This is a genomic window from Exiguobacterium acetylicum (assembly GCF_022170825.1).
Lineage (GTDB): Bacteria > Bacillota > Bacilli > Exiguobacteriales > Exiguobacteriaceae > Exiguobacterium_A > Exiguobacterium_A acetylicum_B.
Map to the genome: position 1 here is coordinate 2,059,344 of NZ_CP081878.1, position 14,602 is coordinate 2,073,945.

Here is a 14,602-nt window from a genome sequence, read left to right on the forward strand (position 1 = left end):
GTCAATCTTCTCGTTTTTTAAAGGCCGCAATGTAAAAACCGTCTGTTCCGACTGACGTCGGTAACAGCTTGAGCTCTGCCCGGTCCCCAATTAAATGGCGGACGGATTCCGGCATCCGTGTAGCAAAGGATGCATCGAAGTCAAATCCCTGACTAAGGATGAATGCCGTCTGCTCTTCATTTTCCAGCGGATCTATCGTACACGTCGAATAGACGAATGTTCCACCCTTTTTGACGAGTGGTAAGACAGATGTCAAAATATCTCGTTGAATCTTCGGTAATTGTTCAAGTTGTTCTGGACGCTTCGTCCATTTGATATCTGGCTTTCTCCGAATGACACCAAGTCCTGAACAAGGAGCATCGACAAGAATCCGATCAAACGATTCTGCTTCGAAGCGCTCACCTGCTTTGCGTGCATCTAACGCTTCTGCTTGAACGGTCGTCAGACCTAAGCGCATCGCCTGCTGGTCAATCAATTTAATTTTATGTGGATGAAGATCAAGTGCTTGTAATGTTCCTGTCGTCAAACCTTCTGCAATATGCATCGCTTTCCCACCAGGTGCGGCACAACTGTCGAGTATGCGATCGGATGCTTCTGCCCCGAGCGCACGCGCAACGAGCATCGAACTTTCATCCTGCAAGGAAAGATATCCCCGATCAATCAAATCGGTTTTTTGAACACTTCCCCGTTCGATTTCGAGACCGTCTGGCGCGACAGCAGATGGTTTTGCCGTCACACCTTGGTCAAGCAGAAGCGCAATCGCTTCTTCCGGCGTCGTCTTCGTCCGATTGATACGAACTGTGACCGGTGCAGGCGTATTATTCAACTGACAGATGCGTAGCGTCTCATCTGGACCGAACAATTCGATCCAACGCTCGACGAGCCATTGCGGATGACTTGTTTCAATGCTGATCCGTTTTGCAACTGGCTCAATCTCGTTAAAATTAGGCATACCTGCGCGCAGTACATTCCGAAGGACCCCATTGACGACTTTTGAGACGTGGACTTTCCCACGTTTTTTGGCAATTTCAACGGCTTCATGAATGACGGCATGATCCGGGACACGATCGAGATAAAACAACTGATAGACACTCATCCGTAACAACGGACGCATGAATGGATCGAGTTTTTTCTGTTTCGCTAAATACGGTTCTAAAATATAATCAAGCGTTAATTCACGACTGAGCGTCCCGTAGACGAGTTCCGTGAACAAGCCGACATCTGACGTTGAAATGGCGCGTTTTTCAAGCATTTGGTGGACCGTGATCGTTGAGAAAGCACCACCTTGACCGATTTTCATGAGTGTCGTTACTGCTGCGTCGCGTACGTTCATGCGTTCTCACCTACTTGTTGTCCGAGTTCAAGCGATTGACCAATTCCGCGCATGAACGTGGCACCGTCCATTCGTTTTTTTCCGGACGGCTGTAAGTCGATCAACTTCAACGCTGTCTCGGAACCCGTTGCGATGACTGGACCATCAGCTTCTAAAGCGATGATTTCACCCGGTCGTCCCGTTCCTGTGACTTTCGTTGCGAAAAAGACTTTTAAGCGGTCATTTCCAAGCATCGTATACGTACTCGGGAATGGATTCATCCCACGAATTTGATCATAGAGTGTCTCACCCGGTAGCGTAAAATCAAGTCGCTCCCGCTCACGTGAAATGTTCGGTGCAAACGTTGCTTCTTCCTCGACTTGCGCTTCTGGTGTCAATTCACCAGCTAACAGACGTGGCAACGTTTCAAGTAACAGACGCGCTCCTGCGTCTGCTAACTTCTCAAACATCGTCCCGGCTGTATCGTTCTCTTCTATTGGAACGATGATTTTTGACAACATATCACCCGCGTCTAGTCGATCGACCATATACATGATCGTCACACCTGTCTCTTTTTCTCCATCGATGATTGCTTGATGAATCGGTGCACCTCCACGATATTTCGGCAAGAGTGACGCGTGGACATTGATTGCCCCGAAACGTGGTGCTTCGAGAATAGCTGTCGGTACGATCTGACCGTAAGCTGCCGTGATGATGAGATCTGGTTTTAGATCGAGGACATCTTGGTAATCCTCACGGATACGCTTCGGTTGCAACACAGGAATGTCGTGTTCCATCGCGACGAGTTTTACAGGTGTCGGTTTGACTTCCCGTTTTCGTCCGACTGGTTTATCCGGTTGTGAGACGACGCCAACGACGTCATATCCGGCATCGATGACTTCACGCAGTGTTCCTGCTGCAAACTCAGGTGTACCCATGAAGACGACACGCGGTTTTTCTTGTTCGACGAGTTTATCCGTGAACAGAACCCCATCTAAATGATCCATCTCGTGTTGAATGGCACGCGCAAAAAAACCATTGGCTTTAATTTTGATAGTCCGTCCGAGACGATCCTGTGACTTGACGACGATGCGGTCAAACCGTTCGACCGGTCCGAAGATTCCTGGCATACTGAGACATCCTTCATCATCGATTTGCGAACCGTCCGCTTCGATGATTTCCGGATTGATCAGCTCGATTGGTCCCGTCTCATCATCGGTATGAACGACGGCTACACGAATCGGCTGGTTGATTTGCGGTGCTGCTAAACCAACCCCATCATACTCGTACATCGTATCGAACATCCGGTCAATCATCTTACCAAGCTTCTTATCGAATTTCGTGACAGGTTCACACACCTGTCGTAATACATCATTTGGTACTTCTACTACTTTATACATACAGACACCTCACATGAATACAAATGGATTCAAGTCAATCGCGACTTGTGTTTTTGATTTTTGACGACGGGATAAGATATCACGGAGATGTGTCCGGACATCCTCCTGTCCTTTATGTTTAATTAAGACCTGTTGCCGGTACATATTTTTCAGTCGAGCGAGCGGTGCATCAAACGGTCCATTGACGACTAAATCCTCAGATTCAAAGGCACGAAGCTCGGTAGCGATTTGCTGTGCCTCTGCTTGTGCTTCGAGTGGATGCGCCGCTGATACTGTAATCAGACCAAGGAACCAAAATGGTGGATGCCCACCGAGCTTTCGTAACTGCATCTCTCGTTTATAGAACGTTTCAAAATCATGCTGTTTAGCAGTCTGAATAACGTAATGTTCCGGATTGTACGTCTGGATGATTGATTGACCGGCGAGTTGCCCCCGTCCGGCACGACCGGACACTTGAGTGATCAACTGGAACGTGCGTTCACTTGCCCGAAAATCCGGAATACCAAGCGTCGCATCAGCAGCAATCACTCCAACGAGCGTGACATTCGGAAAGTCGAGACCTTTTGCGATCATCTGGGTTCCAAGCAGAATGTTTCCTTCTTTGCGTTCAAAGGCATCGAGTAACTTCTCATGCGCCCCTTTACGCGACGTCGTATCCTGGTCCATCCGGATGATCCGTGCTTCCGGAATCAAATGTGCCAACTCTTCCTCGATCTTTTGCGTACCGGTTCCGAACTGACGAATTTTCGTCGATTCACAGGACGGACACGTTTTCGGCATTGCGGCTTCAAACCCACAATAGTGGCACTTCAGTCGATCTTCATGCTGATGGTACGTTAAATTGACCGCACAATGCGGACATTGCAACGTCTCTCCACAATCCCGACATAAGACGAACGTCGTATACCCGCGACGGTTCAGAAGTAAAACCGTCTGTTCGCCGCGTTCGATTCGTTCTTTGATGCCTTCCACTAATGCGAGACTGAACGGGGTACGATTGCCCCGTTCGAGTTCCTTGCGCATATCAACGATGTCAACAGGCGGTAATTCCCCACCGAAGCGTTCACGAAGCGGTAAATAGCGATAGACCCCTTTTTGTGCCCGTGCATACGTCTCAAGTAATGGCGTCGCACTACCCAGTACAACCGGACAACGATGATAGGCTGCTCGCCACTTCGCAACATCCCGAGTATGATAGCGTGGATTTTCTTCTTGTTTATAGGTCGTTTCATGTTCTTCATCGAGAATGATGATTCCGATGTTCGTTAGCGGTGCAAAGACAGCGGAGCGTGCTCCAACGACGACATCGACTTCGCCTTGGGCAATCTTACGCCATTCATCATACTTTTCTCCGAGAGATAATCCACTATGCAGGACGGCAACACGTTCGCCAAAACGGCGTTTGAACCGTTTGACCATCATCGGCGTCAGACTGATCTCAGGGACGAGCAGGATTGCTTGTCTACCGCGCTCGAGTTGTGCATGAATCGACTCAAGATACACTTCTGTTTTCCCGCTTCCTGTCACACCATGTAACAAGAATGTCCCGGTCTCTGCTTCAGCCGTAATCGCCGAGACAGCTTCCTGTTGTTTTTCTGTTAAAGAAGACGGAACAAAAATATCTTGGACGAGATGTTCATACGGATTCCGTCGCACATCGATCGTCTCGACTTGAATGATGTGTTTTTTCTCGAGTGCATTCAATGTTGCACTCGTTGCTCCCGTTGCCTGCTTCACTTCACTCCATAGAGCGTTCGGGAATTCTTGGATATAGGTATAGAGCGCCGCTTGTTGGCTCGCTTGTTTCGTAAAGGTTGCCTGTTCCTCAAGAAGACGGATTCGTTTATCCGTTTTAGATGTCTTTTTTTCGCGAATGACTGGCTGAAGTGTCACTTCAGCTTGCTTCGCTGCCGTCAAGACGATTTGCTGCACTTCCGTTGGCAATTGACTCATTTTCTTACCGTGATAGATCCGCAGGGGACCTGATTCTACTATGACCAGTTTATCATAACTCACCTTTAAGGCAGCAGGCAGCATCGCAAGTAGCGCCGTCGCTTGAAAACACAATGTCGTTTCCGATAGATAAGCCGATAATTCGAGCAATTCCTCCGTATAGGTTGGCGTTTCATCGAGAACACGGACGATTTCTTTAACGTTCGTCAAATCAGACGTTGCTTTCGTTCCGACGACGATTCCAAGCAGCGCGCGTGGACCGAATGGCACTTCGACCCGCATCCCGGGAACGATCAACTCTTGCCAGAGTTCCGGAACAGCGTAATCAAACGGACGATCGACCGTTGCTGCCGCGACGTCAACAATGACTTCGGCAATCATGCCAACGCCTCCGCGAATTGACGCATGAGTGCTTTTGCAAGCGTCGATTTTAACTGCTGATTATACCGTATGACGGAATCGTTCTTTCCAAAGACGACGACTTCATTTTCATCACTGACGAACCCGATATCGGATCGTGACACATCATTTGCGACGATGAAATCGGCTTTCTTTCGGACGAGCTTTTGTTTCGCGAACGTCTCGACATCGGTCGTCTCAGCCGCAAATCCGACTAATAGCTGATGTTGTTTCTGCTCACCGAGCGTCTTCAGAATATCGGTCGTCTCCTCGAGTTCAATTCGAAGTGGTCCGTGGATTTTCTTCTGCTTCTGATCGTACTGGACAGATGGTCGATAATCAGCAACAGCAGCGGACATGATGACGATGTCTTGCAACTCATAGTCACGTAACATGGCCTCGAGCATCTCTTCTCCCGACTCAACGGCAATCGTTGCGACGCCTGTTGGTAACCCAATCCGAAGTGGACCATGAACGAGCGTGACATCTGCTCCTGCATCTCGTGCAGCTTCCGCTAACGCGATCCCTGTTTTCCCTGAAGAATCATTCGTCAAGTAACGGACCGGATCAATCCGTTCTACTGTCGGTCCTGCACTAATTAAGACTTTTCGTCCAGCTAGATACTTTTCTTCAAAGAAGGTCGATAATGTGGCGACTAAATCTTCAGGCTCAGGCAGACGTCCTTTTCCGACCCAACCACATGCGAGATTTCCGACTCCCGGTGCAATCACCTGGACACCGTCCTGCTTCAATTGTTCGATGTTTCGAACTGTCGCCGGGTGTTCGAGCATATTGACATTCATCGCTGGTGCGACGATGACGGGACACGTCGCTGCAAGGATCGTCGTCGTAATGAAATCATCCGCGATTCCGTGTGCGAGTTTTGCGATCAAGTTTGCTGTCGCTGGTGCGACGACGATTAAATCCGCTTCGTCCGCTAAATCGATGTGGGCGATTTTCGAAGGATCATGCTCGATGAAAACATTGTCATAGACCGCTTTTCGTGTCAGTGCCTCAAACGTCGTCTTCCCGACGAACTGTTGGGCATTGCGTGTCATCGCGACTTGGACATGTGCGCCTGCTTGAACGAGTTTTGAAGCGAGTGCAGCTGATTTATAGGAAGCGATTCCACCGCCGACACACAGTAGGATGTTTCGGTTGGTTAACATGTAGGTATCCTCCTTATTGAAAAAAACAGCCACGATGACAAGTGGCTGCTTCAAAATTAGTCTTGCGGTTGGTTCGTGACGGTTACTTCTTCGAAATAAAGCTCTTCTAAAGCTTTCCCGACCGGTTTATGCGATTTTGGGTTCATGACTTTCACGCGTTTCCCGTCTTGGATTTGACGCGCACGCTTAGCGGCAACTGTAACGATTGTATATTTCGATGGTACTTTCTTTTGAAGCTTATCAACTGATGGATATAACATATCACTTAACCTCCATGGCTTTTTTATATAGGGACGCGACACGTTCCCGACTGCAATGTTCCGCTGTGACGATTGCTTGAATACGATCACAGGCTTTATGAATTTCGTCGTTCGTCACGACATAGTCATACGCATCCATCATCTCGATCTCTTCTTTAGCGACGAGAAGACGTTGCTTAATGACTTCCTCCGATTCCGTCCCACGCCCTACGAGGCGGTTCCGTAATTCTTGGAGGCTTGGAGGTGCAAGGAATAAGAAGACAGCTTCAGGAAAATGTTCTTTGACCTGCATGGCCCCTTGAACTTCGATTTCGAGAATGACGTCTTTTCCTTCATCTAGGATCTGGTTCACCCATTCAACTGGTGTTCCATAATAGTTCCCTACGAATTCAGCATATTCCAAGAGTTGATTGTTCGCAATCATCTCTTCGAATTCTTCACGCGATTTAAAGAAGTAATGAACACCATCTACTTCTCCTTCGCGCGGTTGGCGCGTCGTACAGGATACCGAGTAATGCAGATCATTATCCTGATCTTCGCGCAAGGCACGACAGACCGTTCCCTTTCCGACACCACTTGGACCAGATAATACGAGTAATAAGCCACGCTCTTTGAAAATCACTTCAAAACCCCTCCATCTCACAAACTTCACATTGTTTCATATTAGCAGTAGAGACGGGAAGTTCGCAAGTCATCTTTTTTTAGCTCGACTGCTTTATCATACCATAACGATGCCATTTCTGTTACCTTTAGAAAGTGAGAACGAAATCAAGAAAGAAGGTAATCGTATGGCTTTTGACGGATTGATGACGACACGTGTCGTCGAAGAACTCCAACCGCTCGTCGGAGGACGGATCAATAAGGTATACCAGCCTTATACATTGGATTTAGTATTCCAGGTCCGGGCTGAGCGAAAAAACGTATTATTGCTCGCCTCTGCGAATGCCATGTATGCACGGATGCACATTACATCGGAATCGGTCAGCAACCCGAGTGAACCTCCACTCTTTTGTATGATGCTCCGCAAGCATGTCGAAGGTGGGTTCATTGAATCGATCGAACAACTGGAACGTGACCGGATCATCGTCTTACGTGTCCGGTCCCGGAACGAGCTCGGTGATGAGGAAGCGAAAAAAATCTATGTCGAGTTGATGGGACGTCACTCGAATATTATTTTGACGGACGGACAGGATAAGATTCTCGATGCAATCAAACACTTGCCCCTCAGTCAAAATACATTCCGGACGATTATGCCGGGCATGACCTATCAACTCCCACCGGCACAGGATAAAGTGGATCCGCTCACGGGAGATATCGAAAAGACACTCCACCGGATTGACTGGAATGCCGGTAAACTAGATCGACAGTTACTTGGTCTATTCAGTGGTCTGTCTCCACAAATTGCAAAGGAAGTCGTTACGCGGGCAGGTCTTGCGAACCGGACGAACCTTGCTACTGCTTTCCAAGATGTCTTAAATGAACTAAACGGTCCTTATGTATTGCAACGGATGGAAGGCGGCAAGGAACGCTTTGCACCGGTCCGCTTAACGGAAGGATCGATCATCGACGAGAAGACGTTCGAGACAAGTGGTCAAGTTCTCGACGCCTTCTTCCATCAAAAAGCAAACCGCGATCGTGTGAAACAACAGGCAGCCGACCTCGAACGGTTCATTAAGAGTGAATACGATAAGAATATCTTAAAACGCTCAAAACTCGAAAAAGATTTAGAAGCGACGTTACGGATGGACGAGTGGAAACATAAAGGGGAACTGTTGACGACCTATCTCTATCAGCTCGAACGTGGGATGAAGGAAGCGACCGTCGTCGATTACTATGATCCAGACGGTGCTGAAATTACGATCACGCTTGATCCTCGTTTTTCACCGAACGAGAACGCACAACGTTATTACAAACGATATAACAAATTAAAAACTGCCAAAGTCGAAGTCGCGCGCCAGCTTGAGAAGAATCAGGCTGAAATTACGTATTTCGAAAGCTTGCTTGCCCAACTCGATGTCGCATCTCCAGAAGATATTCGGGAAATGCGTGAGGAACTCGTCGAAGAAGGTTATCTACGCGAACGGCAAAAGAAGAAAAAGAAACCGCAACTCCCACAACTCGAAGAATATCGTTCTTCGACCGGTCTCTCGTTCTTCGTCGGAAAAAACAATAAACAAAATGATTACGCAACATTCAAGTTTGGACGCCGGTCCGATACATGGCTACACACGAAGGATATCCCAGGTTCACACGTCATCATTCAAAGTGATGCTCCGGATGAGACGACGCTAAAAGAAGCAGCAATCGTTGCCGCTTACTACTCGAAAGCACGTGAATCAAGCCAAGTTCCCGTTGATTTTACGGAGTTACGTTATGTCAAAAAACCGAGTGGTGCAAAACCTGGATTCGTCATCTATACGGACCAAACGACGCTTTATGTCACACCTGATCCAGATATCGTTCAATCCTTACGTCAATGAATTTACACAAAAACCGCTGTATTCCTAATGAAAAATAAGGAATACAGCGGTTTTTCGTCGTCATTTCATTTTTTCTAATTGTTCCCGGTAATCGAGCAGATGCCCATGAATGATGTCTTTGGCTTCACTTAATTCTTGATCAAATGAAAACATCGCTTGTTTTCGTTCATGCGAGAAGATGACATCATAATGATGACTGAGTAAAAAATCGATTTCCTGACCGAGCGTCTTTTCCTGTTCTTCTGTCATCGGGATGTCTCGATGACTCGCAATGCTTTCAAGTAAGACGAGCAATTTGTCCTCGAGATCGACGAGTTCCTTCAACCGAATGAATGCTTCACTTTGACCACTTGCCACTAACGGATATTTTTGATCTTCTTGTAGCATCAACATCATCTCTTCATGTTTGAGGATTTGTTTACGCACAGCAAGCAAGCGCCCATCGTCTTGCACTAAACTTCGCCAATCTTCCATCAACTGTTGCGTCGTTTTTTTGACGAGTAACAATAAGCGATCCTCATAATGTGGTGGGAAGACAATGTAATTGACGACGACAGCAGATAATACACCGACGACGGTCAATAATGACCGTGATAAAGCATAGTGTACATAATCGGCAGTCGGGCTTTCGAACATCAATACGATCGCAAAAGCAGCGAACGTCGACATATCGGTTCTTCCAATCATCGAATTGAGCACGAGTGAGACGACGACAGCAAGTCCAATCGTTAATGGATTTGCCCCAAGTGTCGCGACGATTGCAAGACCACATATCAAACCGAGCACCGTTCCAAAAATTCGGTTGAAGACGATTTTGAACGAGCGATGGATCGTTGGCTGCATCGCAACGATGGCCGCTACGGCGCCCATGCCGGAGTAAATATCAAAGACGTACCAGGAGATACTGAGAGCGATAGCAACTGCGATTCCTGTTTTAACCGTTCGTAGTCCAATCCGAAATTTCACCTTCACTCGAGCGTCACCTGCCCGACTTCACTATTGACCGTCACTTCTGGCTTCTCTTGTTTCGACAGTTCATAAATCGTTTCATCTTTATTTTTTTGTTTCGTGTATCGATCAGAGACTTTAATGTCCCCTCCTGTATCAATCGTAATCGTACCAGCTGCTTTATCCGGTTTTAATTTCGTCGCACCGTCAATCGTAGTGACGTCGAGGCTCAACTTCGCCATATAGTCTTGTAATGAGACCGTTTCGCCAGCCACTTTTGCATGGACGGCATCCATCTCCTTAACGGTAACTGCACGAGTAGTAGTCAATGCAATCTCATCACCTTTTACTTTGTCGAGATTCATCGTTTCGCCATGCATCTCGATCGTTTTCGCATAGACGCCCATTCCTTTAAGTGTTCCGGCATCGACATCGACGCGGTTCATATAGCTCGGTAGACCAACTTGAATTGTATAATCTGCCGTTTTTTCACTTGGACGATTTCCGAGTCGAGATAGCCAACCATCTCGTCCTGTCACCGTTACCGTATTCGTCGACGTACTGATTTTCAATCGTTTTCCGCTTGATGCACTATCGACGAGCTTGATTTGGACGTTTCCGTCTGAACTACGAACGAATTGTACCGTTGCATGTGGTGCCTCAATGGCAAGTGACTTATAACGATTCGTCGTCTTGAAGGACTCACCGCGCGATAACAGATCTGTTGAGACGAGCAACGTAATCGTATAGACGACTACGAGTCCGAGAACAACCCCACCATATAAATAAAGTGGTCGCTTGACTGGTCCCTTTTCACCAATTCGATTCAATCGCGCATCCATCTTTTGTTTTTGTTTATTTTTTAAGCGCGTAAACGACGATTGTTTACGTTTACGCACACTCCTACTATTATGTTCTTCCATGTCAGCCCCTCCATCTCATGTCTACCATTATTCCGAATATCCGAATCAGCTGTCAACAGCTCCCTTTTTATCATAGAAGAAGTTCATCGTTTCGCCATCGGGCGGAAGAAGGAAGCATGATTAAAAAATGGCGACAAAAAGGAGAGGAACGATGACGTTTCCTCTCCTTTCGTAAGATCCGACTTACAGTTCGAGTGATTCTCCGATTGCAAGTGGATGACCTGTTTGACCTTGCGCTTCAATTTTTTCAGAGAACGCTTTTGCATCTTGTTTAATTAAATCAAATGTATCGTAATGGATGGGTACGACGGCTTTGGCTTGCAACATATCTGCTGCAATCAACGCGTCATCCGGTCCCATCGTGAAGTTATCACCAATCGGTAAAAAGGCTAAATCGATTTCGTGATGTGCACCGTAAAGGGCTAAATCCCCGAATAGTGCCGTATCACCAGCATGATAGATTTCTTTGCCTTCAATCGTCAGCAAGAAACCAGCCGGCATCCCCATATACGTAATTGTTTGCTTTTCCTCATCGATGATACTTGATGAATGGAATGCCTGCGTCATCTTGACTTTACCAAATGGGAATTCAAACTGTCCGCCGAGGTTCATTGGATGGACATTGAGTCCTTTAAAGCTCAAATACGTCGCTAGTTCATGCGTTGCGATGATTGTCGCACCGGTTGCTTTTGCAATACGTTCCGCATCAAGCATATGATCGGCATGGGCATGTGTTAACAAAATAAAGTCTGCCTTGACGTCATCGGGATTCGTCGTCGCTTTTTCATTGCCACTAAAGAATGGATCGATGACGAGGTGATGCCCGTTCGTCTCAATCGTTACAGTTGACTGTCCGTGATAAGTTAGCTTCATCTACTTCACTGCCTCTCGATTAGGATTCGGATAGTTGATTCCCTTCCCCCCACGCACATAAACCTTTCATGGCAGGTTGCAGTGTGAATGCCGCGTCCGTCAATTTATATTCGACGTGCAGAACGGCTTCATCATATTCAATCCGTTCAATCATTCCGAGTCGTTCGAGTTCTTTTAGCTGATCGGTCAAGACCTTTCGAGAAATTCCAGGAATCGCACGTTGTAACTCTAAAAAACGTTTCGGACCGTTCTCTAACGTGCAATATAATTGTGGACGCCATTTTCCGCCGATGATGGCGAGCGCCCGATTGACCGGAAATTGTTCTGTCGACATGTTGTTCTCTCCTCCACAGTAGTTACTTCAAAGTGCGTACTATGCAATCGAGTGTAGCGTAAGTTAGAGTATGCGTAAATCATTTTGCAAAAGGAGTGTTAACTATGACGTATCCACGTAATTTTTCTCACATCGGTCTTTCTGTACCGAATCTCGACGAAGCCGTTCGTTTTTATCAAGAGGTGATGGGCTGGTATATCATCATGGAACCATCTGATGTCCTCGAAGATGATTCTGCCATCGGTGTCATGTGTACGGATGTCTTTGGTGCAGGATGGAACAAGTTCCGGATTGCCCACATGGCGACAGGTGATCGCATCGGGATTGAACTGTTTGAGTTCCCAAACAATGAGCAACCAGAGAACAACTTCGAATTCTGGAAAACAGGTATCTTCCATTATGCGATCCAAGATCCAGACGTCGAAGGACTCGTTGAAAAAATCGTCGCCCATGGGGGTAAACAACGGATGCCGATCCGTGAGTACTACCCGGGAGACAAGCCTTACCGGATGGTCTACTGTGAGGATCCGTTCGGTAACCTCGTCGAAATTTACTCTCACTCATATGAACTGACGTATTCGGAAGGAGCGTATTAAACATGAAAGCATGGTTAAACCACTCAGGCACAGCCATTGATCAATGGACGTTCGAAGAAGTCGAGACACCAACGCCAGCAGAAGGGCAAGCCTTGATTCGTGTCAAGACGGTCGCCTTGAATCCCGTCGACTATAAAGCAACAAACAATCCAGCTTGGTCGTTCCCCCATATTCCAGGTGTTGATTTAGCTGGCGTCGTCGAACAAATCGGACCTGGCGCAGAAGTGAAAATTGGCGATCGTGTAGCGATTCATACGAACTTACAACGCAATGGTGCATTTGCCGAGTTCGCGCTTGTCGATACACGTGCTCTTGCCCTGATTCCGGAAGAGGTTTCTTTTGCAGAAGCAGCCGCGATTTTATGCGCAGGGATGACAGCGTATGAAGCGATCGTTCAAAAAATGAACACGACGGGGAAAGAAACGATTCTTATCCATGCTGGTGCAGGTGGTGTCGGCGGTATCGGTATCCAACTTGCAAAACGGCTTGGTCTTTCCGTCGCGACGACTGCTTCAACGGAAAATCATAAATGGGTTAAGCAACTTGGTGCCGACCTTGCCATCGATTATAAAAAAGAAAATGTAACAGAGGTCATTCGAGACTGGACGAACGGTCGCGGTGCTGACTTGATTTTCAATACGATTGGTCGCGACGAAGCAACAGCGGATCTTGGACGCCTTGCTTTCTCGGGTCAACTTGCTTTCATCGCCGGCGGTCCTGATCAATCCGTCGTCAAACCGTTCACGCTCTCACCATCGATTCACGAAGTGGCACTTGCTGCTGCTTACGCGAGCGAAGATGACCGAGCGATCCGTAACCTTGGACATATGGCAAGCGAATTACTAAAACTTGTCGCAGCAAAAGAACTTGATCCACTCGTCACGGAAGAGATTCCAGCAGCAGATATCGTCAAAGGTTTACAACGTTTATCTGAGCGTCACGTCCGCGGTAAAATCATCGCTAAATTTAATTAAAATGTTCTGCGACACAAAATAGCCGATCGTCCTTAAATAATAGGACGGTCGGCTATTGTCGTACTCTATTTTTTGCTTCCTGAACGTTGGCTGAAAAAGCATCAGTCCATCTTCATCGATAGCGAGCTTGTTTCTTGATATGTAAGGATCGTCCGACTAACTCGAATCCCACATGTTGATAAATCTTATTCGCCGTCTGATTCGACCAATCTGTATAGAGCGTCACGACTGGGTAAGATTGTAGCAAGTGTTCAGAGAGTTTAGCTACAAGGTAAGAAGCATATCCATTTCCACGTAGTTCTTTTGGAGTATAGACATAAGAGATCGTAATACCTGTTTGTGTCGGACGCGTTGCTGCTGCCATTGCGACGAGCATTGATCCACTAAACACTCCGAACAAACTTCCTTGTTCGATGTGTCGCGTCATCGACTGATGGAGTTGCGTGAGTTGTCGATCAGACGGTCGCGATTCAACTTCGTTCAAAAAACCCGTCGCAAACTGGATCGCATGTCGTGCTTCTTGTTTCGGGATCTCTTGGAAAATGACACCTTCAGGTATGCGCGGCATCACTACCTTCGTCAAGGCATACATGCCCTGCTCCATATGCACGTCATAGATCGAATGCGGCAATAAAAGTGGATCTAAGATCGACTGTTCTCCAACGAACCCTGGACTATCCAAAATACGCGCTAGCTTTCGAATCCCTTCCTTTGAAAACACATCGCCTGCGACAATCGCTTGCTCCGGTATCGTTTGTAAAATGACAAGGCGTCGATCGCCTTCTTGTGCCGTTGCCATCAGGAGCGGCTCATCTCCCCGTTCCAATATACCTAGAATCAACTGATGCGTATCTGGACGTTTAAGCAGAAACGGGAGGACGACCATTTTGAATTGTTCATAATCACGATAATGCGTCACCATAGTCGACGACCTCCTTTATTTTTATAGTGTACCAAATCATACACTAGAAATCGTAGGTC

The 14,602-nt window shown here is 47.1% G+C and carries 14 protein-coding genes; 3 read left to right on the forward strand and 11 right to left on the reverse strand.

What is annotated here, in order from left to right; translation table 11 throughout:
* Window position 1: 1 nt before the first annotated feature.
* Genes rsmB through gmk form a run of 6 tightly spaced genes read right to left on the reverse strand, consistent with a single transcriptional unit; the run spans window position 2 to window position 7,112 of the window.
* Entirely contained in the window at window positions 2-1,333 is a 1,332-nt protein-coding gene (rsmB, locus tag K6T22_RS10945) for a 16S rRNA (cytosine(967)-C(5))-methyltransferase RsmB (protein ID WP_238237134.1), read from the reverse strand.
* The gene (gene fmt / locus K6T22_RS10950; RefSeq protein WP_238237135.1) at window positions 1,330-2,712 is read right to left on the reverse strand and encodes a methionyl-tRNA formyltransferase; all 1,383 of its coding nucleotides are present in this window, start codon (window positions 2,710-2,712) and stop codon (window positions 1,330-1,332) included. Before fmt ends, rsmB begins: the two co-directional genes overlap by 4 nt.
* Window positions 2,713-2,721: 9 nt before the next feature.
* Window positions 2,722-5,046, reverse strand: a complete 2,325-nt coding sequence (priA, locus tag K6T22_RS10955) for a primosomal protein N' (protein WP_238237136.1) — start codon at window positions 5,044-5,046, stop codon at window positions 2,722-2,724.
* Window positions 5,043-6,233: a bifunctional phosphopantothenoylcysteine decarboxylase/phosphopantothenate--cysteine ligase CoaBC gene (coaBC, locus tag K6T22_RS10960; protein WP_238237142.1), complete on the reverse strand. Its 1,191-nt coding sequence runs from the start codon at window positions 6,231-6,233 to the stop codon at window positions 5,043-5,045. Before coaBC ends, priA begins: the two co-directional genes overlap by 4 nt.
* 56 nt (window positions 6,234-6,289) lie before the next feature.
* A complete protein-coding gene (rpoZ, locus tag K6T22_RS10965) occupies window positions 6,290-6,493 on the reverse strand; it encodes a DNA-directed RNA polymerase subunit omega (protein WP_149427612.1) in 204 nt (67 codons plus the stop codon).
* A 1-nt stretch (window position 6,494) separates the two neighbouring features.
* The gene (gmk, locus tag K6T22_RS10970; protein ID WP_174316772.1) at window positions 6,495-7,112 is read right to left on the reverse strand and encodes a guanylate kinase; all 618 of its coding nucleotides are present in this window, start codon (window positions 7,110-7,112) and stop codon (window positions 6,495-6,497) included.
* 169 nt (window positions 7,113-7,281) lie between these two features.
* Between gmk and K6T22_RS10975 the strand changes: the two genes are divergently transcribed.
* Window positions 7,282-8,973, forward strand: a complete 1,692-nt coding sequence (locus K6T22_RS10975) for an Rqc2 family fibronectin-binding protein (RefSeq protein WP_238237144.1) — start codon at window positions 7,282-7,284, stop codon at window positions 8,971-8,973.
* 60 nt (window positions 8,974-9,033) lie between these two features.
* Here K6T22_RS10975 and K6T22_RS10980 read toward each other — a convergent pair whose 3' ends face one another.
* From K6T22_RS10980 to K6T22_RS10995, 4 genes are all read right to left on the reverse strand, one after another.
* Entirely contained in the window at window positions 9,034-9,945 is a 912-nt protein-coding gene (locus tag K6T22_RS10980) for an FUSC family protein (RefSeq protein WP_238237146.1), read from the reverse strand.
* Window positions 9,942-10,844: a hypothetical protein gene (locus tag K6T22_RS10985; protein WP_238237152.1), complete on the reverse strand. Its 903-nt coding sequence runs from the start codon at window positions 10,842-10,844 to the stop codon at window positions 9,942-9,944. Before K6T22_RS10985 ends, K6T22_RS10980 begins: the two co-directional genes overlap by 4 nt.
* A gap of 183 nt (window positions 10,845-11,027) precedes the next feature.
* Window positions 11,028-11,717: a metal-dependent hydrolase gene (locus K6T22_RS10990; protein ID WP_238237154.1), complete on the reverse strand. Its 690-nt coding sequence runs from the start codon at window positions 11,715-11,717 to the stop codon at window positions 11,028-11,030.
* 19 nt (window positions 11,718-11,736) lie between these two features.
* Window positions 11,737-12,051, reverse strand: a complete 315-nt coding sequence (locus K6T22_RS10995) for a winged helix-turn-helix transcriptional regulator (RefSeq protein ID WP_238237155.1) — start codon at window positions 12,049-12,051, stop codon at window positions 11,737-11,739.
* 104 nt (window positions 12,052-12,155) lie between these two features.
* On the opposite strand from K6T22_RS10995, the gene K6T22_RS11000 reads away from it, so the two are divergent.
* The gene (locus K6T22_RS11000; RefSeq protein ID WP_023468778.1) at window positions 12,156-12,647 is read left to right on the forward strand and encodes a lactoylglutathione lyase family protein; all 492 of its coding nucleotides are present in this window, start codon (window positions 12,156-12,158) and stop codon (window positions 12,645-12,647) included.
* Between the two features lie 2 nt (window positions 12,648-12,649).
* Window positions 12,650-13,621, forward strand: coding sequence for a zinc-binding dehydrogenase (locus K6T22_RS11005; RefSeq protein ID WP_238237157.1), 972 nt, complete (start codon window positions 12,650-12,652; stop codon window positions 13,619-13,621).
* Window positions 13,622-13,733: 112 nt separating this feature from the next.
* Here K6T22_RS11005 and K6T22_RS11010 read toward each other — a convergent pair whose 3' ends face one another.
* Window positions 13,734-14,543 (reverse strand): GNAT family N-acetyltransferase, encoded by an 810-nt coding sequence (locus K6T22_RS11010; RefSeq protein WP_238237159.1) that lies wholly within the window; start codon window positions 14,541-14,543, stop codon window positions 13,734-13,736.
* Window positions 14,544-14,602 lie beyond the last annotated feature (59 nt).